This is a genomic window from Reinekea blandensis MED297, from assembly GCF_000153185.1.
GTDB lineage: Bacteria > Pseudomonadota > Gammaproteobacteria > Pseudomonadales > Natronospirillaceae > Reinekea > Reinekea blandensis.
The window spans coordinates 477116-497100 of sequence record NZ_CH724152.1; the positions used below are offsets into that span (position 1 = coordinate 477116).

General features: G+C 54.8%; 19 protein-coding genes. 10 read left to right on the plus strand and 9 right to left on the minus strand.

The window, feature by feature from the left end; all coding sequences use genetic code 11:
* Window positions 1–41 precede the first annotated feature (41 nt).
* Both MED297_RS13800 and MED297_RS13805 read right to left on the minus strand, forming a co-directional pair.
* Window positions 42–1058 carry a LacI family DNA-binding transcriptional regulator gene (locus MED297_RS13800; RefSeq protein WP_008045919.1) on the minus strand — a complete coding sequence of 339 codons (1017 nt, stop codon included), beginning with the start codon at window positions 1056–1058 and terminating at the stop codon, window positions 42–44.
* 154 nt (window positions 1059–1212) lie between these two features.
* On the minus strand, window positions 1213–1884 hold the full coding sequence (locus MED297_RS13805) for a ComF family protein (RefSeq protein WP_154650946.1): 672 nt from the start codon (window positions 1882–1884) through the stop codon (window positions 1213–1215).
* A 119-nt stretch (window positions 1885–2003) separates the two neighbouring features.
* Here MED297_RS13805 and bioB point away from each other — a divergent pair, with 119 nt between their 5' ends.
* The 7 genes from bioB to MED297_RS21430 all read left to right on the plus strand — a co-directional run bounded on the left by bioB (window position 2004) and on the right by MED297_RS21430 (window position 7729).
* On the plus strand, window positions 2004–3056 hold the full coding sequence (gene bioB / locus MED297_RS13810) for a biotin synthase BioB (protein WP_008045923.1): 1053 nt from the start codon (window positions 2004–2006) through the stop codon (window positions 3054–3056).
* 42 nt (window positions 3057–3098) lie between these two features.
* Window positions 3099–4253, plus strand: coding sequence for an 8-amino-7-oxononanoate synthase (gene bioF, locus MED297_RS13815; protein WP_008045925.1), 1155 nt, complete (start codon window positions 3099–3101; stop codon window positions 4251–4253).
* Window positions 4250–4888, plus strand: a complete 639-nt coding sequence (locus MED297_RS22130) for an alpha/beta fold hydrolase (protein ID WP_008045927.1) — start codon at window positions 4250–4252, stop codon at window positions 4886–4888. Before bioF ends, MED297_RS22130 begins: the two co-directional genes overlap by 4 nt.
* On the plus strand, window positions 4881–5654 hold the full coding sequence (gene bioC / locus MED297_RS13825) for a malonyl-ACP O-methyltransferase BioC (RefSeq protein WP_008045929.1): 774 nt from the start codon (window positions 4881–4883) through the stop codon (window positions 5652–5654). The genes MED297_RS22130 and bioC overlap by 8 nt, the downstream gene beginning before the upstream one ends.
* Entirely contained in the window at window positions 5651–6370 is a 720-nt protein-coding gene (bioD, locus tag MED297_RS13830) for a dethiobiotin synthase (protein WP_008045932.1), read from the plus strand. The genes bioC and bioD overlap by 4 nt, the downstream gene beginning before the upstream one ends.
* A 152-nt stretch (window positions 6371–6522) precedes the next feature.
* Window positions 6523–6744 (plus strand): flagellar biosynthesis protein FlgE, encoded by a 222-nt coding sequence (locus tag MED297_RS13835; RefSeq protein ID WP_202594549.1) that lies wholly within the window; start codon window positions 6523–6525, stop codon window positions 6742–6744.
* Window positions 6745–6757: 13 nt separating this feature from the next.
* Window positions 6758–7729, plus strand: a complete 972-nt coding sequence (locus MED297_RS21430) for a putative metalloprotease CJM1_0395 family protein (RefSeq protein WP_008045936.1) — start codon at window positions 6758–6760, stop codon at window positions 7727–7729.
* A 40-nt stretch (window positions 7730–7769) separates the two neighbouring features.
* Here the strand turns inward: MED297_RS21430 and MED297_RS13845 are convergent, their stop codons facing one another.
* Entirely contained in the window at window positions 7770–8525 is a 756-nt protein-coding gene (locus tag MED297_RS13845) for a helix-turn-helix domain-containing protein (RefSeq protein ID WP_008045938.1), read from the minus strand.
* 486 nt (window positions 8526–9011) lie between these two features.
* Here MED297_RS13845 and carA point away from each other — a divergent pair, with 486 nt between their 5' ends.
* From carA to greA, 3 genes are all read left to right on the plus strand, one after another.
* Window positions 9012–10142, plus strand: coding sequence for a glutamine-hydrolyzing carbamoyl-phosphate synthase small subunit (gene carA / locus MED297_RS13850; protein WP_008045940.1), 1131 nt, complete (start codon window positions 9012–9014; stop codon window positions 10140–10142).
* 97 nt (window positions 10143–10239) lie between these two features.
* The gene (gene carB / locus MED297_RS13855; protein WP_008045941.1) at window positions 10240–13452 is read left to right on the plus strand and encodes a carbamoyl-phosphate synthase large subunit; all 3213 of its coding nucleotides are present in this window, start codon (window positions 10240–10242) and stop codon (window positions 13450–13452) included.
* 149 nt (window positions 13453–13601) lie between these two features.
* Window positions 13602–14078 (plus strand): transcription elongation factor GreA, encoded by a 477-nt coding sequence (gene greA, locus MED297_RS13860; RefSeq protein WP_008045942.1) that lies wholly within the window; start codon window positions 13602–13604, stop codon window positions 14076–14078.
* A gap of 64 nt (window positions 14079–14142) precedes the next feature.
* On the opposite strand, the gene MED297_RS13865 is transcribed toward greA, so the two are convergent.
* From MED297_RS13865 to MED297_RS13890, 6 genes are all read right to left on the minus strand, one after another.
* Entirely contained in the window at window positions 14143–15816 is a 1674-nt protein-coding gene (locus MED297_RS13865; protein ID WP_008045943.1) for an acyl-CoA dehydrogenase family protein, read from the minus strand.
* Window positions 15817–15927: 111 nt separating this feature from the next.
* On the minus strand, window positions 15928–16551 hold the full coding sequence (locus MED297_RS13870) for a YdeI/OmpD-associated family protein (protein ID WP_202594550.1): 624 nt from the start codon (window positions 16549–16551) through the stop codon (window positions 15928–15930).
* A gap of 76 nt (window positions 16552–16627) precedes the next feature.
* The gene (locus MED297_RS13875; protein WP_008045945.1) at window positions 16628–17167 is read right to left on the minus strand and encodes a DUF3833 domain-containing protein; all 540 of its coding nucleotides are present in this window, start codon (window positions 17165–17167) and stop codon (window positions 16628–16630) included.
* Between the two features lie 56 nt (window positions 17168–17223).
* The gene (locus MED297_RS13880) at window positions 17224–17544 is read right to left on the minus strand and encodes a hypothetical protein (protein ID WP_008045946.1); all 321 of its coding nucleotides are present in this window, start codon (window positions 17542–17544) and stop codon (window positions 17224–17226) included.
* A 21-nt stretch (window positions 17545–17565) separates the two neighbouring features.
* Window positions 17566–18945, minus strand: a complete 1380-nt coding sequence (locus tag MED297_RS13885; protein WP_008045947.1) for an SLC13 family permease — start codon at window positions 18943–18945, stop codon at window positions 17566–17568.
* A gap of 69 nt (window positions 18946–19014) precedes the next feature.
* Window positions 19015–19944 (minus strand): pseudouridine synthase, encoded by a 930-nt coding sequence (locus tag MED297_RS13890; RefSeq protein ID WP_008045948.1) that lies wholly within the window; start codon window positions 19942–19944, stop codon window positions 19015–19017.
* Window positions 19945–19985 lie beyond the last annotated feature (41 nt).

Below are 19985 nucleotides of genomic sequence, written 5' to 3' on the forward strand. Positions count from 1 at the left end.
TTCATTTCATAACAGCAGCGACCTCCCAGCCGGTATTATTCTTAAATGTGAGTGTCGTCAGCGTCTTGGTGATTAATAACGCTTTCCCGGGTGATCAATCGTGGCGCCAACGGAGCGAGGCCGGTCGGTTCGAGAGTACCGTCCATCAGTTTAAGTGCGCGTTCGGCTGCAATCCGGCCAAGTTCGGCGACCGGGTACTCGATGGTGGTGAGTTTCGGGGTCAGGTGGCGGGCAAAGAAAACATCGTCAAAGCCGATGACTGAGACATCATCCGGTACGCGAAGATTATGTTCCCGTAACGCTTCGATGGCACCAATGGCCATATTGTCGTTGGCGCTGAACAGGGCAGAAAATCGAACGCCATCGGCAAGCAGCTTACAGGTCGCGGCATAGCCGCCTTCAACCTGGTAGTCACCTTCAACGATGGCCGCGGGCTCCAGCGGATGTGGTTGGCGAGCCAGGGCGGCGTGAAAGCCGGCGACTCGCTGTTGCGAGTCCCTTCGGGTCATTGGCCCGGAGAGGTGAGCAATGTGTCGATGGCCTCGTTCAATTAACAGCGATGTCGCCAACTCAGCGCCGAGTTGATTGTCCAGGTACACACATTGTCCCGCTAACTCGGGAATGTGGCGGTTCATGACGACAATCGGGATGTCTTTGGACAGCGCAATGAGCTCTGCATCGGTGAGCTCATCGACTTGCAACAGAAGCACGTCACAGCGCTTTTCCCGCAGGTACTCAATCGCTTCCCGTTCGCCGGTCGCGCGGCTGTTGCCCCGGGCAATGATCAGCAGTTTGTCGTGCTGACGAATGACGGCTTCAGCCTCCTGCATGAGCGAGCCAAAAAACGGCCCGGCCAGATCACCGACCACCATGCCAAAGGTTCCGGTGCGGTTGGTCGCTAATGAACGTGCCAGCGTGTTGGGTTTGAAGTTCAACGTCTCTATCGCGTGCAGAACCCGTTCTTGTGTGCGTTTGGAGACACTGCCGCCATTCAGCACCCGGGAGACCGTCGATTGGGCGACCCCGGCTTGACTTGCGACCTGTTTAATCGTGCTCATCTGTGCTGGCTCCAAACCTTAAAGACGTTGTTATCGTGGCGTTATCATATTTGGAACCGTTTCCAATATCAAAGCAGCCGACAATGGATGGTGTAGTTCAAAAAGAGCAATCGATCTTTGGCTCTGGTGACCGATCACTGTGTCATCAGCCAAGTCAGGATGAACCACTCAATGGTGTTCGTGCCAATGCCCAGACGGTGACGAACCTGGTGCCGTGTCGTTTCAATGTCCGGGTAATTTCAGCCACGGTCGAGCCGGTCGTCATGACATCATCAATGATTGCAACCCGCTCTGGTGGTGGGCTTTTAAGAATAAAGCAGTCTTTCAACTCACGCTTGCGCTCCGCTTTATTGAGCCCTTCCAAAGGGCGGGTTGAGCGTTGTCGGGTCATGTCACGATAGATCGGGAGTTGTTGAGACTTCGATAAAAACTGAACCATGTCATCTGCATGATTGAACCCGGAACGGGCTTGTTTGCGATGATGCATAGGTACAGCCAACAGCGCCTGAGGGGTGTGCTGATGGACAGGTGGATGCCATTGACGCAGCAGTGCGTGACCCGCCGCCCGGTCGCGTTGGTACTTGTAGCGGTGAATCAGAAACCGGGTCAGACCATCAAATCGCCAGGGAATATGTAATGCGTCCCAGTCGGGTGCCGATTGCAAACAATGGCCACACAGACCCGTCGTTTGCAACGGTTCGGCACACAAGGCACAACGTTGCCCAAGGTCGGACAGGAACTGAGAGCAGACCGGGCACAAATGGCCATGAGGTTGGGCTTGGTCGCAACCGGGGCAGCGAAGATTAAAGAGCGTGCCAAGGGTCATCCGTGAATCTCGAGTAGCTGGTTATAATTTGGCCATATGTAAAGTCATTGAGTTCCATTCAATTGACAAAGGTCGAGGTGCCGTTACCATCGCGGGCACATAGTTCTCAGGGTACTGCAATGAACGCGTCAACTGAACCGAAACTGCGCCACGATTGGACCACGGCAGAAGTCGTGCAATTGTTTGAACGGCCTTTCAATGACCTGCTGTTTCAGGCGGCGACGGTGCACCGGGCTTATTTCGATCCGAATGAAGTTCAGGTCAGCACCCTATTGTCGATCAAGACCGGTGCCTGCCCGGAAGATTGCAAGTACTGCCCTCAGTCCGGCCATTACAATACCGGACTGGAAAAAGAAAAGCTGATGGAAGTGCAGAAGGTGATCGATCAGGCTAAGGCGGCGAAAGCGGCTGGCGCTTCGCGTTTCTGCATGGGGGCGGCTTATCGCTCACCCACTGAGAAAGATTTTCCCGCCATTCTGGAGATGGTTCGCAGTGTCAAAGACCTGGGTCTGGAAACCTGTATGACACTGGGGATGCTCGAAGGCGAACAGGCCGCAAAGCTGGCCGACGCCGGCTTGGATTATTACAACCACAACCTCGATACCTCGCCGGAGTACTACGGCGAAATCATTACCACTCGAACGTATGGCGATCGTCTGGAAACACTGCAGAATGTCCGCGATGCCGGGATGAAGATCTGTTCCGGTGGGATTCTGGGTATGGGCGAGGGAGTTGAAGACCGGGCCGGATTGTTTATTCAGTTGGCCAACATGAACCCACACCCGGAATCGGTGCCAGTGAACATGTTGGTGAAAGTTGAAGGGACACCGTTTGCTGAAAATGAAGATCTGGACCCTATCGACTTTATCCGGGCGATTGCCGTCGCGCGAATCATGATGCCGACCTCCCATGTTCGCCTGAGTGCCGGGCGCGAGGAGATGAGCGAGGAAATGCAGGCGATGGCGTTCTTTGCCGGTGCCAACTCGATTTTTTACGGCGAAAAACTGTTAACGACGGCAAACCCGGAAGCGAACCGAGATCGTGAGTTGTTCACGAAGTTGGGCATCAACCCGGAAAACCGAACCTTTGATGCCGACACTCAGGTGGAAGTCTTCGACCCGGCGACCTGTCCTAAGCGAAACAACCATAAGTTTTACGACGCGACCCTCTGAGTAAATCGAACAAGGCCGGCACGATGTGCCGGTAGTGACTTCATGAAACAGTTTTCTGATATGTCAGCCGTTCTGGCCGCGCGTCATCGCGACGGCTTGCTCCGCCAGCGGGTTGAGTTGCAATCCGCACAATCGGTGACACCAATCATCGACGGCAAACCATTATTGTCGTTTTGCAGTAACGATTACCTCGGGCTGGCCGGCGATGATCGAATCGCACAGGCCATGTCGCAAGCAGTTGAACGCTACGGCGTGGGTGCCGGCGCCTCGCATCTGATCGACGGACATCACCATGAACATGAACGGCTGGAACAAGAGCTGGCCGAGTTCTGTGGTCGGGAAGCGGCGCTGGTGTTCAGCACCGGCTACATGGCCAACATCGGTGTTATTCAGGCACTGCTGACGCGCCATGATACGGTGATTCAGGACCGTTTGAATCACGCGTCACTGATCGACGGAGGTCGACTCAGTGGCGCGAAGTTTTCGCGGTATGCCCATAACGATTCGGACAATCTGGCTCAGCAACTCGATCGCGCGTCCGGCAAAAAACTGGTGGTCACCGACGGCGTTTTTTCAATGGATGGTGACAAAGCGCCGTTGGATGACTTGGCTTCGGTCTGTCGAAGTCATGACGCCTGGTTGATGGTTGACGATGCGCATGGCTTCGGGGTGCTCGGAACCGAAGGGGCCGGGTTGGTGTCTGAGTTTGGGTTAACCACTGAAGACGTGCCTGTGGTCATCGGGACCCTGGGTAAAGCCTTTGGTACATCTGGTGCCTTCGTAGCCGGCGATCAGCTGACCATAGATTATCTGCTGCAGTATGCGCGCTCTTACATCTATACCACGGCGTCGCCACCGGCGGTTGCGGCGGCCACGCGCGCATCTCTGGCGATCGTTCGGAACAGCAATGACCGTCGTGCACATCTGACCGCGCTGATACAAAAACTACGCGCCGGCATTCAAGCCCTGGGTCTGACATTGATGCCTTCCGAAACACCGATTCAACCCATTCTGATTGGCGAGTCTCATCACGCCATGCAGCTTAGCCAGGCGCTGAAAGCGCGGGGTATCTTAGTCACAGCCATACGACCACCAACGGTTCCGGAAGGCACTGCCCGATTGCGGGTTACCCTCAGTGCGCAGCATTCAGAAGCCCAGGTTGATACCTTGCTGAATACACTGGAGTCTTTGTTATGACCGACGTGTGGTTGCCCGGTTGGCAGTGTTCGCCGACCTGTTTTCAACCGTTATGGCAGCGGCTCTATTCGAAGCCACCTCAATGTTTATCGTTTGCCGGGGCACAGAGTCATTGGGCTGAATGGTTGGATGCCCAGGTGTCCGAACTGCCAGCGTCGACACGCCTAATTGGCTGGTCGCTCGGTGGCATGCTGGCGGTTGAACTGGCACGGCATTCCGAGCGGGTCACCTCGGTGTTAGTGTTGAATGCCAATACCCGCTTCTACGGTGGTGGTGGTCTGTCGGAACCTGTTGCTGAGGGGTTTCGTCTACGCTATGCCCGCTCGCCCAACGCCGCTCGACGTAAGTTTTCAGCCCTGGTGAATCCTGATCATCCGGAAGATGTTGAGTCGTACCTCCTCGATGGCGATCATCGCCAAACACTGAACTGGCTTTACGATCTGCGATTAACGGAACGCTGTCCCTCGGCTACGGTGTCTGTGTTATTGAGTAAGAATGATGCATTGGTGCCGTATCAATCCGCGCATGCCGGTTGGGCCCGGTTGCAGGCGAACGTGACCGGGATCGCGGGATTTCACGATGTGTGTCGAACGCACTCAAAGGCCGTTGCTCAGTGGATTAAAACGCATGAATAAACAGGCCATCGCGCAATGCTTCAGTCGTGCGGCGGCACAGTATGATCAGTTCGCCCACTTGCAGCGAACGGTCGCCAATCGGATGTTAGCCGGGCTGCCGGGCCTGGCCGTCCCCTCGGCCCCGATCATCGCGGATCTCGGCACCGGCACGGGCTATTGTCTGCCGTGGTTACAGAGGCACTATCAACCAGCAACCCTGTATGGGGTGGATTTGTCTGAAACCATGCTGGCCCGGGCGCGACAGCGAACACCGCAGATCACCACCATGCTGGCGGATCTGGAGCAGCCCCCTTTCGCCAACGATCATCTGGATCTGGCCGTATCGAGTCTGGCGGTGCAGTGGCTGGCGTCACCAAACCCCTTTATTTCAAGGATGGCCGCGGCGCTGGCACCGGGCGGGCATCTGGTTCTGGCGACGCTTGGCCCCAAAACCCTGTATGAATTAAAGCAAGCCTGGGCATTGGTGGATGAGGGTGATCATGTTAATCGGTTCCATTCTGCTGTGGACTGGCTGGACGCGATTTGGGCGTCCGACCTGTCGCTGACACTCTGGCGCGAAGAGCGCCTTGAAGTTCGCTATGATTCGCCTTTGGAACTTCTGCGGGAGCTGAAAGCGCTTGGGGCTAATCACGTTGAACGACGACAGGGCCAGCGCACTTCGAATCGGATCAAACCGATGCTCTCCGCTTATGACGGGTTTAAACGCCCAGATGGTCGCTATCCGGCTACCTGGGAAGTGTTTTATATCATTGCGAGTAAAGTATGAAGCAGCGTTTCTTTATTGCCGGAACCGATACCGACGTCGGTAAGACGCGGGTCAGCGAATCTTTGCTGATCGGGGCACGTCTCCAAGGGCTGAGCACGGTGGGACTAAAGCCGTTAGCTGCAGGCGCGGTTGATATTGATGGTGAACAACGCAATCCGGACGCTGTTTGCCTGATGCGTGCTTCCAGCGTGGCGATGCCCTATGACACGGTCAATCCGGTTTTGCTGCACGAACCCATGGCCCCTCACATCGCTGCCGACCGGGAAGGTAAACGATTGTCCCTGCAGGCTCTGGCGGGCTATTGCCGTGGCGCGCTGATGTCGGCGCGAGCTGATTTTACGTTGATTGAAGGTGCGGGTGGTTGGTATGTGCCGCTGAATCAGCGTGAAACCCTGGCCGGTTTTCCTCAGGCGCTTAACTTGGAAGTCGTCCTGGTGGTCGGGATGAAGCTGGGCTGCCTGAATCACGCGTTGTTAACGGCAGAAGCCATTCAACGCGATGGGCTGACACTTCGGGGCTGGATCGCCAATTGCCTTGAACCCGACATGAATGGGCTAGAGGAAAACATTCAGACGTTACAGCAACGGATTCGGGCTCCGTTGGTTGGCGTGCATCCTTATGTGAAAGAAGGGGAACAGCCGAATGCGAACTGGGTTAACCCGGCTTTGTTTACCAGTCCCGGGAACCGGCAGAGTTCCGCACAGCCGAACGAGTAATCGGCCATGTTGAGTCAAACTTGAGCATAACCCCTCAAAAACTACAAATTGTTACAGACAGTCTGTCAGTTTTGATTAAAATATGATCAAGGCGGAGTCTGTTTCGATTCCGCAGGAACCATTGATGAGGGTGTTTAATGGTCGGATCGGTCATGAATTCAGGCGTGCAGGGCATTCAGCGAGGGTACGACATGCTGAACCGCAGCGCCGATCAAATCGCGAAAGCGAATATCCCACCAGAACAGGGTGGGCCTGAAGAACTGTATACACCAATGACGGAACAGATCAGCGGTAAAGTACAGGTGCAGGCCAGCGCCAAGGTGGTTGAAGCCGCGAGCGAAACGCTTGGCACTCTCATCGATATCAAGGTGTAGGTGAGTTAACAACATGTCTACGTTGAGCGGTGTTTTCCCAAATGCGATAACCCCGACCTTTGCTCAGTCTTCGGACCCGGCAGAGCAGTCACGCCTGCGTCGACAAAACGAATCCGCCGTCTTTTCACCCATCGAAGCCAGTGAAGAAAGTTCACGCTCGTCGAGAGGCAGTGGTGAACAGCCCGGTCGTACTACCGCAGAGCAATCGGCCGAGACGGTTGCACGGCTGGCCAGTCGTGAAGCCAATCCGGTTGCAGAAGAGCGGTCGGAACCCCCTCGCCAAACAGAAGCAGAAGCAGAAGCTGACGTTCGTCAGGTATCTAACCGTGATAATTCTCAGGATTCCTCACAACCCCGTGAAGCCCTGTCCGAAGCCGAGAGCCAGCGGGAACAGGCGCGTTTGGAAGAAGAGATTGAACTTGTTCGTGAGCTTGCCGCCCGCGATCGGGAAGTCCGAGCCCATGAACAGGCGCATCAATCAGTTGGCGGTCAGTACGCCGGTGCAATGGAACTGACGTATCGGCAAGGCCCGGACGGTCGACGCTACGCCGTGGGTGGTGAAGTGTCCATCGACGTCAGCAAAGTGCCGAACGACCCGGAAGCCACGCTTGATAAGGCTGAACAGGTTCGCCGTGCCGCCCTGGCACCTGCAGAACCCTCGACTCAAGATCGACAAGTAGCCGCTCTGGCGACTCAGATTACCGTGGAAGCCCAAGCTGAATTGCGACAGATGGAACGTCAGGAAGCTGAGCAGGCCTCAGAAGAGCGTGCTGAGCGCCAGGCAATTAACGAAGAAACGGAAGAAAAGACAGAAGCTTCCAGCGAGTCAGATAACGAAAAGTCGGAGCAGGTTGCTCAGGATAATGAAGAGCGTCTTGACGAGATTTTTCAGCGCACTTCCGAAGCCATTGAATCAGCGCTGGATGCCGCCTACCGGCAGCAGCCGCAGCGCGATATCGGCTTTAATCTCGACACCACTGTCTGATATCGGGTGGGTTCTCAAGGCCTGTTAACAGACTATGGGATCAGAACCGTTTGGTATTCGGCGCTCGGCGATAATTCGCAAACACACTGAGTTCCCAAGGGCGCATGGCCAGCACCAGGCCGGTACCGTAAGTGTCATCAATGGGCAGTTTGCCGTCTTCCCGACATAGTTCATCGAACTCACGAGCGAGCCCGCGCATGCGATTCTGCATGTGCGCATTCGACGTTCGGGTCAGCATGCCCGCCATGAAAATCAGTAACTCACCTGCTTTGGGGTTGAACTTACAGTTGAAGAACTCGGCGGCGACGTGCTTTTCGAAGTACTTATAGACCGGACCGTTGTGAATCCATCGGAAATCACGTGATATCAGATTGCGAACCCGGTTGCCGGGTAACAGCTCGATAATCCCCAGTCGGTCGAGCTTGGCCAGCAATCGCGTGACTTCATGCTCTTCAAACTCATAGGTCGTTGTAATGTCGTCGAGCTCCCAGCGGTTAATCAGTAGCTGGGCCATCATCAGCAGCTTTTCATTCGCCACCAGTTCCTGTTCGGCTTCCAGTGTCAGTTCGTCAATGATTAACGAGCCTTCGTTCATGCGGGTCATCAGATAGTTCAGATCCGCATTAGCCAGCGCGCACACCTGCTCAAGACGATCAAGCGTAAAATGACGTTTGGAAAACATGCGCTTCACGTTAGCCTCACTCAGATCGAGGTGAGCGGCAACATCGGCGTAAGTGATCTTACGTTCGCGAAGGATCTTTTTTAAGGTATCGACGAGTTGTGCAGTTTGAGACATGACGTTCAGACAGTTGTGGTATCACTATGTGCTACGAATGATGACATCAAATTGCGGTTCGCTCCAGTCAATTTTGCTTTGTCAGGCCTTGTTTTTGATCAGTGGTCTATTTGGCCAGGTTAGCTTCGTTTGATGTCACGGTCACCGAAATCAACCGAGGCTCACCGACTGAGAAGGGTCGTCTAATTGTTTAAATAGCGCTCGCATTTGGTTAAAGCGGAGTTAATGGTGGACGGCATGTGTCGCAATCCTGTAAAATCCGCCAAATTTTGGGCCGCAAACGTCGCCCATAAGGCTCGGCAAAACGACAATTCGTATACTGACCGCATCGAATAAAGATGACGGGTCGCGATACCGGCGATCGGTTTTTGACAATAAAGCGGGATGGAGGAATCTTCATCTCGCTTTTTTGCGAATAGTGGCCAGTAAAATTGTCTGTCGGGTCAGAAATTCTCAAATATCCATTCAATCGAAGGGGAACGGATCTTGAGTACGCCTGCCATACTCGCGCTCGAAGACGGAAGTATTTTTAAGGGGATCGGCATTGGTGCCGTTGGTGAAACCGTCGGTGAGGTTGTATTCAATACAGCCATGACCGGCTATCAGGAAATTCTCACTGACCCATCCTATGCCCGCCAGATCGTCACACTCACATACCCGCACATTGGTAACACCGGCGTTACCGCCGAAGACGAAGAATCCGACAATGTCTGGGCCGCTGGCCTGGTTATTCGGGATCTGCCATTGCTCGAAAGCAACTTCCGCAGCGAACAGTCACTCGCTGATTATCTCAAGTCCCGGAACGTCGTTGCGATTGCCGACATCGATACTCGCCGCCTGACCCGGATTCTTCGGGAAAAAGGTGCGCAGAACGGCTGCATTATTACCGGCGATGCCATCGATGAAGCTCACGCGCTGACGCAGGCTAAAGCCTTCGCAGGTCTGAAAGGCATGGACCTGGCAAAAGAAGTGACTGTCAAAGAGGCTTACGAATGGACGGAAGGCAGCTGGGCGCTCGGTGAAGGCCATACGCAGCCGGATACTTCCCGCTTCCATGTCGTGGCTTATGACTATGGGGTGAAGCGCAACATTCTGCGGATGCTGGCCGATCGTGGTTGTCGTCTGACGGTGGTGCCCGCGCAGACACCGGCGAGCGACGTGCTGGCGATGAACCCGGACGGCGTCTTCTTATCCAATGGTCCGGGCGACCCGGAGCCATGCGACTACGCGATCAACGCGATTCAGGAAATCCTGACAACCGATATTCCGGTGTTTGGTATTTGTTTGGGGCATCAGCTGTTGGGTCTGGCCTCCGGTGCAAAATCCGTGAAAATGAAGTTCGGCCATCACGGTGCGAACCATCCGGTCGAAACGATTGCCGAAAACACCGTGATGATCACCAGCCAGAATCACGGCTTTGCGCTTGATGAAAGCACGTTGCCAGATAACCTGGAAATGACTCACCGGTCGCTCTTTGATAAGTCATTGCAGGGTATTCAACGTACCGACAAGGCCGCGTTCAGCTTCCAGGGGCATCCTGAGGCGAGTCCGGGCCCGCATGACTGCGCGCCGTTGTTCGATCAGTTTATCGAGAACATGAACAAACGGAAATCGTAAGTCCGGGTGACAGAACCCTAAGACGCGGTGGTTGCTTGCCAGCCCCGCGCACGAGAACGGCTGTTAACGTATAACGAATTGCACATCGTGAGAGACCATGCCAAAACGTACTGACATACAAAGCATTCTGATTTTAGGGGCCGGTCCGATTGTGATCGGTCAGGCCTGTGAATTCGACTATTCCGGCGCGCAGGCGTGTAAAGCACTTCGCGAAGAGGGTTACCGGGTGATTCTGGTGAACTCCAATCCGGCAACCATCATGACCGATCCGACCATGGCCGATGCGACTTACATCGAACCGATCGTTTGGCAGGAAGTCGAGAAGATCATCGCGAAAGAAAAACCCGATGTTCTGTTGCCGACCATGGGTGGGCAAACCGCACTGAACTGTGCGCTGGATCTGGAAAAACACGGCGTACTGAAAAAGTACGGTGTTGAGATGATCGGTGCCAACGCGGATACCATCGACAAAGCGGAAGACCGTGACCGTTTCGACAAAGCCATGAAGGCGATTGGCCTGGAAACACCTAAGTCCGGCATTGCGCACAACATGGACGAAGCCTGGGCTATCGCTGAAGAGCTGGGCTTCCCATCGATCATCCGTCCGTCTTTTACCATGGGTGGTTCCGGTGGCGGTATTGCCTATAACAAAGATGAGTTCGAAGAAATCTGCCGTCGTGGTCTTGATTTGTCTCCGACGAATGAGTTGCTCATTGATGAAAGCCTGATCGGCTGGAAAGAATACGAAATGGAGGTGGTTCGCGACAAAGCGGACAACTGTATCATTGTTTGCTCCATCGAAAACTTCGACCCAATGGGGATTCACACCGGTGACTCCATCACCGTAGCACCGTCGCAAACGCTGACCGATAAAGAGTATCAGATCATGCGGAACGCCTCGCTGGCGGTATTGCGTGAAATTGGTGTGGAAACCGGTGGTTCGAACGTCCAGTTCGGTATTAACCCGGACACAGGCCGAATGGTCATCATTGAAATGAACCCGCGGGTGTCGCGTTCGTCGGCGCTGGCGTCAAAAGCAACCGGTTTCCCGATTGCCAAGGTCGCCGCCAAACTGGCCATCGGGTATACCCTCGATGAACTTCAGAACGACATTACCGGCGGTGTCACGCCAGCCTCGTTTGAGCCAAGCATCGATTACGTCGTCACTAAGATTCCTCGTTTTGCATTCGAGAAATTCCCGCAAGCCAATGACCGTCTGACCACGCAGATGAAGTCGGTCGGGGAAGTCATGGCGATTGGCCGTAACTTCCAGGAATCCTTGCAGAAAGCACTGCGCGGACTGGAAGTCGGTGCCAGCGGTTTTGATCCGGTTGTCGATGCAGAAGCCGCCAATGCGCACGACCTGATTTTCCGTGAACTGCGTGAGGCCGGTCCTGAGCGTATCTGGTACATCGGGGATGCGTTCCGCTCTGGCATGAGCGTGGACGAAGTCTTCAGCCTGACTAATATTGATCGTTGGTTCCTGGTGCAAATCGAAGATCTGATTCGAGAAGAAACGGCGCTGGCGCAAACGTCGATGAAAGATATCGATGAAGCCTTCATGCGTCGACTGAAGCGTAAAGGTTTTTCCGATCAACGCATGGCGAAACTGTTGGGCATCAGCGAAATTGAGTTCCGTAAAAAGCGCTGGGCGCTGAACGTTCGTCCGGTTTACAAGCGCGTTGATACCTGCGCGGCAGAGTTTGCCTCGGATACGGCTTACATGTATTCCTCCTACGATGAAGAGTGTGAAGCCGCACCGACCGATCGCGAAAAAATCATGGTCATCGGTGGCGGCCCGAACCGCATTGGTCAGGGTATTGAGTTCGATTACTGCTGTGTACATGCGTCATTGTCGGCGCGTGAAAACGGTTTTGAGACGATCATGATCAACTGTAACCCGGAAACGGTCTCGACAGACTATGACACGTCGGATCGCCTCTACTTTGAGCCGGTGACTGCAGAAGACGTACTGGAAATCATTGAGCTGGAAAAGCCCAAAGGCGTGATCGTGCACTACGGCGGTCAGACTCCATTGAAATTGGCTCGTGAACTGGAAGCCGCCGGTGCACCGATTATCGGTACCAGTCCGGATGCTATTGACCGTGCCGAAGACCGTGAACGGTTCCAGGTCATGGTCGATAAGCTGGGTCTGTTGCAGCCGGAAAATGGCACCGCTCGTTCGCACGATGAAGCCGTTAAAATTGCAGCCCGTATCGGTTATCCGCTGGTGGTGCGTCCATCCTATGTACTGGGTGGCCGGGCCATGGAAATTGTGTATCGCGAGGAAGAACTGAACCGCTACATGAACGAAGCGGTGCAGGTCTCCAACGAAGCGCCGGTATTGCTGGATCGGTTCCTGGACGACGCCATCGAAGTCGATATCGACTGCGTCAGCGACGGCGAGCAGGTCGTGATCGGGGCGATCATGCAGCACATTGAACAGGCCGGTGTTCACTCCGGTGATTCAGCCTGTTCATTGCCACCTTACAGTTTGCCGGATGAAGCACAGCAGCAGATTCGCGACCAGGTGAAGGCGATGGCGCTGGAGTTGAACGTCGTCGGTCTGATGAATGTGCAGATGGCCTGGCAGGACGGGAAACTCTACATCATTGAGGTCAACCCGCGTGCCTCACGAACGGTGCCGTTCGTGTCCAAGGCCATTGGTCAGTCGCTGGCGAAGATCGGAACGCAGGTCATGACCGGCCAGAAGCTGTCGGACATCGGTTTTACCGAAGAGGTGGTACCGCATTTCTATTCCGTGAAAGAAGCGGTGATGCCGTTTAACAAGTTCCCGGGCGTCGACCCGGTTCTGAGTCCGGAAATGAAATCGACCGGTGAAGTGATGGGAACCGGTAAAACCTTCCCGGAAGCCTTTGCCAAAGCGGTGATTGGTGCCGGCTCGACCATGCCGCGCTCAGGTAAGGTCATTATCTCGGTAAAAGACAGTGATAAGGTGGCGGCCCTGGCGATGGCGACCGATCTGGCCCGTATGGGATTCGATGTCGTTGCAACCAAAGGCACCGCCAAATATTTCACCGAAAACGGCTTGCCGACGCAGGCGGTTAACAAGGTGAAGGAAGGCCGTCCGCATCTGGTGGATATGATTAAGAACGACGAAGTGGCGTTTGTGATGAACACCACCGCCGGTCGTCAGTCGCTGGTTGACAGTGCTGAGATCCGTAAAGGCGCGTTACAGCATAAGGTCTATTACACGACCACTCTGGCCGGCGCTGAAGCCTCTGTGATGGCGATGCAAATTGCCGGAGAGACGGAAGTGAACCGACTTCAGGACTTGCACGCGAGCTGAAACTGATCATAATAGACAGCATATTCCAATCTCATTTAAAGGCGCGTTAGGCGCCTTTTTTGTCGCTGTCGGGCAGGTTGTGACCACGTAAGTTCGGAGTTTTCCGTACAGAACCCGAGAGTGATGTAACTGACTAAAAGGACACGCACATGCAACGTTATCCGATGACCGTTGAAGGCGAACTGGCGCTGCAGGCCGAACTGAAAGAACTGAAATCCGTCAAGCGTCCGGAAGTGATCGCTGCCATTGCGGAAGCGCGTGAACACGGCGACCTGAAAGAAAATGCCGAATACCACGCAGCGCGTGAACAGCAGGGCTTTATTGAAGGGCGCATTGCTGACATCGAAGGAAAACTGTCAGCATCGCAGGTGATTAACGTTCACGATATCCCGAACACCGGGAAAGTCATTTTTGGTACCACGGTTACGTTGCTGAACACCGAAACCGATCAGGGCGTTACTTATAAAATTGTCGGTGACGACGAAGCCAACGTGAAGGTGAATAAAATCTCCGTAAACTCGCCGATTGCCCGTGCCTTAATCGGGAAAGAAGAAGGCGATGTGGTGAATGTAAAAACACCTGGTGGCACCGTGGAATATGAAATTGAACTGGTCGAGCACAAATAAGCTCGACGCCTCCGCAGACAAAGGGTGCCCTGTGCACCCTTTTTTTGTGTCTGTTGAGTGGGCTCTACGTCAGGTGCCGGCCGCGTTCCAGTATCGCCTCGCAATCGGTGCCGGGCGGTAACAGTCCATAAGTTAACCCATGGGCATGAAACCGGGCGTCACAAAACGCATGTGCATGGCTGGTCGGCATATGCCGGAGCATGAGTGATGCCTGCAGCGCCAGAGCCAGAGATTGCACCAACGATCGCGCCCGGAACTCAAGGTCTTCGGTTTGCGTCAGTTGCTGCTGCAAGCCTTGCAGGTGGTCGTCGAAGTGAGCATTCAGGCCTTTAGCCAGCTCGATCTCAGCCATGACGGCGGCTAACGAATCCGGATCTCTCTGAATGGCCCGCAGCGCGTCAAGACACTGAACATTACCAGAGCCTTCCCAGATGGTGTTAATGGGCGCGTCGCGATACAGGCGCGGCATTACCGAGTTTTCCATCACGCCGGAGCCGCCAATGGTTTCCATCGCTTCATAAGCATGGTTCGGCTGACGCTTACAAACCCAGTACTTGCCGATGGCGGTGGCCAGACGAGCAAAGGCGCCTTCATCGCGATGGCCCTGTGCCTGACCATCCAGTGCCTGAGCCACCCGAAAAGCGAGTAGGGTGGCGGCTTCGGCTTCCAGTTCCAAATCCGCCAACAGGTTGCGCATCAGCGGTTGGTCGATCAGCTTTTTCCCGAAGGCGGCCCGATGTTGAGTATGGTGCAGAATCTGTGTCATGTGTTGGCGCATGGCGGCGGCTGAAGACACCAAACAGTCGAACCGCGTCAGTGCCACCATTTCCAGAATGTTGGCGACACCGCGTCCCTCTTCGCCAATCAGCCAACCGAAGGCGCCACGCAGTTCGATTTCGGAAGAGGCGTTGGACACATTCCCCATCTTGTCTTTCAGGCGCAGAAACTGAATCGGATTTTTACTGCCATCCGGTCGCCAGCGCGGCACCAGGAAACAGGACAGACCGACGTCGGTATAGGCCAGGACCAGAAAGGCATCGCACATCGGTGCCGACGCGAAAAACTTATGACCGATCAGTTCAAACCCATCTTTCGGTGATTCCGGGTCGATCGCCTCGGCCCGGGTCGAGTTGGCGCGGACATCACTGCCACCCTGTTTTTCGGTCATCGCCATGCCGATGGTCACGCTCTGTTTTTCAAAGTAGGGCACATTGCCAGGCTCATACGCACGGTTGAGGATTTTGGGTATCCATTCATCGGCGATGTCCGGTTGTTTCAGCAGCGTAGGCACTGAGGCAAAGGTCATCGTGATCGGACAGCAATGCCCAGCCTCGACCTGACTGACCAGATAGCTACCGGCGGCTCGAGCCACATGCGCTCCGGGCTGAGCTTTTTCCCAAGGGCTTCCGGTCAGCCCGTTGGCTTTCGAGAGCGTCATGAAATCGTGATAACCGGGGTGAAAGGTGACCTCGTCGATACGGTGCCCATACCGGTCATGCGTGGCGAGTGCAGGCCGAACCCGATTGGCCTCCATGGCCGCTTGTAAACGCTCGGCTGAACCGACTATGGCGCCCAGTTCCGACAGTTGCCCACTGGCCCAGCCGGCCTGGCCCCGATCAAGACATTCGAGCAGCGTCAGATCGGAATCGAACAGATTGATGTTTTCCAGCAGGGGTGGCGTGTTTTCGACTGTGTGAGTCTCGGCAGCCAGTCGTTCCGCCGTCGGGAAAGTTGCCATGCAGCGTATCCTTATACGGGTCTCGTTATTGTTATCCGACCAGCATAGATCAGTGAATAACCGTTGGGAATGCGCTTGGCGTGATCCCGGCTATCGAGCCGGGTGATGGTGTCAGCGGTCCATTGCGCCTTTCCCTGCGAAAATTTTATCGCGAAATTTTTCGATTCGGGCGATCCGGGTTTCGGACTTTTTTGCACCGCCGATGTTGATGATGTAGCTCTTCTGGCGGCCAGGGGTCAGCGCATGAAACGCTTCGGCAAGTTCCGGATCGGCATCCAGCGCTTCGGCCAACTCATCCGGGAGGGTCAGCTCCCGTTCAACTTTTACAGGCTTAATGCCAGCGTCGGCACAACGCTTTAACTCATCAATGTAAGCCCGAAGAACGGGGGCCAGTTTTTTTACCTGTTGGTTGTCGGTAAAGCGCACGACACTGGGGGTTGCGGCGTTTGGACCATTCGGCTCAAGAATACCCTCTGAGTCTTTCAGCAGTTCGGCATTAAAAAAGCTGAACCGGAAATCCGTCCGAAACGCGCCAAACAGGGCAATGTTGCGACCCGCATGCATATAACAGGGATGGCCCCATTTCGCCGTCTCTTCAAGCCCGGCCTCGAGGCAAAGCCGACGCAGAGCAGTGAGGCCGTCTAACCAGGGTTTGGTTGAACAGTCAGGGGTATCAAACCGATCACAGCGGCCACAGCCTTTGGTAAAGAAATCCTCGGCGTCAGTAATCATCATGGTTTGGGTCCAAGCGTGGATTAGGAAAAGGCCAGCTTACTGCGCGCCCCTGAGCCGATCAAGCTTCTGAACCGGGTTAGGAAGCCGGCTCATCAACGACGCGCATGCTTAACACAACCCGCCCGACACGGAAGCCAAACTTCTTCATTTCGGTGACATTGACCAGCGTGCGATCACTGACCTGATACAACCAGTCGTCCATGTTAATGGCAATGCTGTTGCCATTGCTCAGTGGTACATCGAGCCGGTAGTCCATGTTGATTGCGTTGCCGGCATAGACCATGGTGGCTTCACCAATGACATCGCCGGCTGTACCAGTGTAGCTGCCGTCCGCATGGGCGCTGAAACGCCAGACCCGGGTCTGGACTTCGCCATCGCTCCACTGAAAGACTTCGTCGAGAACACCGCCCTGTTCGTCCCAGGTCGCCTTAATCTCTGCCGTGAAGTAGCGGGTCACTTCCCCGCGCCGATTCATGACGATGCCCTCGGCAATGAGGTCGTTATTAAAGAACCGGATTGGATCGAACTGGATAGGCGTATCGCGGTAGTTGCTGACCTGCAATTGAGCGCAGGCGGAAAGAAACATGGCCGAAGCGGCCAGAAGCAGTGTGCGCATGGTCTGAGTCTCTGAACAGATTTAGCAGACTATACGCACCCACGGGTCAGGACAGATCAGGGTAACTCGTCACCGTACTTGTCGTTGGCGGCCTGCAGGGCTTTACCAAAGCCTTTGCGGCTGCTTTCAGCGACTTCGTCAAACACAGCTTTTAAGTCGCGTCCGGAGGTAAAGCCGCTGTCCAGGGTGACGGTACGCAGAAAGCTTTCGTAGTCCCGACCCTCGTGAAAATAGCCACCGGAGGCAACCACATAACGGGCGACAAAGTGTTCACAGTCCCGACATTGCACATACACATGTTGGGCCGATTCGCGTGACAAGATGTTTCTCAGATTGCGGGATCCGCAGTTCTGACATTTCTGAATATACACATCCATAGAGCATTCTCATTGTTATTTTTAAAGTACCGAAAACCAGTAAAGAGGTCCGATTGTAAAGGCAATAAAGATACCTAAAGCCGCCAGCAGAATACCCATACGAGCCAGGTCTCTTGCCTGAATGACACCCGAACCAAAGGCAATGGCGTTCGGTGGCGTCGAGACCGGTAAAATCATCGCTGTCGAGCAGTTCAGGGTGACGGCGAGAATCAGCACCAATAAATAGTTTTGCGGCAAACTGAACGAGACGATCAAGGGTATCAGTAAGCCGGCAGTAGCGGTATTACTCATCACCGTTCCGAGCACCGCACCGAGCAGCACAATGGCCGCGACCAGAACCGGGTAGCTGCCGGAGACCGGAAGAACGCTGACAATAACATCGCCCAGGTTGGTCATATCAATGGCGACGCCCAGCGCAATCCCGCCGGCCACCATGAATAACACGTCCCACGGTAATGCACGAAAATCGCTTTGATCGAGCAGCCCGATCCAGAACGAGGCAATAATCGGAAACAGGGCAACGGTGCCGGTGTTGAGCCCGAACTGCCCGCCGATGAGCCAACCGACGACCGTGATTAAAAAGATACCGATGGACAGCCATTGTTTCGGTTTGAGAGGGCGGTGTTCAACGTCAGGGAGCGTCAGGCGTTCATCGCCTGCCGGGTAAAATTTCAGTAACGCGACCCAGAGCACCAGCAGCGCTAAAGCCAGAAACGGCAGCGTGAACAGCATCCACTGGCCGAAACTGATGGTAATGCCTTTCGCCGCCAGATAACTCATGGCAATGGCATTCGGCGGCGTTCCGATGGGAGTCCCGATGCCGCCGAGGTTACAAGCCAACGGGATGGCCAATACCAAGCCAACGCGGAACGGCACGTCGGCCCGCATGCGTTTGATCAGCGGTAATACCAACGTCAGCATCATGGCGGTGGTTGCCGTGTTGGACATCCACATCGACAGAAAGGCACAGGCGAGAATGATGCCGAGCATGGTTTGCGCCGGCTTGCCTTCGGTCACTTTTAAAATCCAGTGAGCAAAGCGGGCATCGAGTGATGCTTTCTGCAGGATGCTGGACAGAACAAAGCCGCCCATAAACAAAAGAATGATGTTAGAAAAGAACGGCGCGAAAAACTGACTGTCCGACACCGTCAGACCTTCAGCAATAATACTGGGAGTCAGCCAGGTCAGCTCAAGCGCGAGAATAATAAAGCTGACAATGAACAACGGAATCCATTCGCTGGCCCAAAGTGTTCCGGCCAGTAATAGAATCATGACCGTCTTCATCTGCGCGTCGGTTAACCCAATGGTCTCGGCCAATGAAGTCATCGGGATCAGTAATACGATCAACAGGGCAGTCAGGGCGAAGAAACGGGAACGGTTTTTCAGCAACAGCGGTATCATGGACAGGGTCAGGGCTCAGGACAAGGTGGGCAGTATAGATGAATCCCAACCGCTTCGCCGCGATTCAGATCAAGACTCATCGGTGTCGATTTCCGTGAGTTGTTTACGGCTGACAAATTCGCGTCGTTGCCCACTGAACGGGTCGATAAACGCCAGCTTCTTCGCCAGCAGTTGCAGCGGCCGGGAAAAGTCATCCGGTGACGGATCCTGCGCAACCGGGTACCAGATGTCATTGACAATGCCGGCCCCTAAATGCGCCATCTGACAACGCAGCTGATGTTTCCGGCCACTGCTCGGGCGCAGTTCATAGAGATCACCGGTGGAGTGGCGCGCCAGCCGTTTTGCCGAAGTGTGACTGTTTGGTGGCGCGTCCAGCACCCGGACAAACATGTTGTCGGTGTTTTCTTTCAGGTGCAGATTAATCTCGAACTGCTCTGGCAGCTCCGGGTTGGGATGGCAAAGCGCATGATAGGTTTTTTCAACTTCCCGGCGCAGAAAAAGACTTTGGTAGGCCTCGCGTACCGCTCGTTGCTTGGTGAGCAGCAGGACACCCGCAGTCGCCCGGTCGAGCCGATGAGCCGGCGTGATCGCCATGTTGCCGGTGCGATTGCGCAAACGGGTGGTGACCGTATGCTTCATGAACTGCCCAACCGGGGTCGTCGACAGAAAGTGCGGTTTATCGACCACCAGAATCTGTTCGTCTTCATACAGTATGTCGGCGTCGAAAGGGATATCCGGCTCGTTCGGGTTTTCCCGGAAGTACCAGAAACGCTGACCGGGAATCAGGGGCGCATCGACCGGAACCGGTGAGCCGTCGTCGTAATATACCCGACCGGCGGCAATTTTAGCGGCCAGGGCTTGCGGGTTCAGATGCGGAAAGCGCGCGACAAAAAATTCCGTGACCGTTTGCCAGGGAATTTCGGTTGGCGTCACCAGTAACGAAGAGGCCACGCCGTGAAGTGTCTGAGACGACATGTACAGATGATCAGGTCGTTTCATATGAGATTGTCTTCCAGTACCTAACGAAAGAGCGCCAGTTT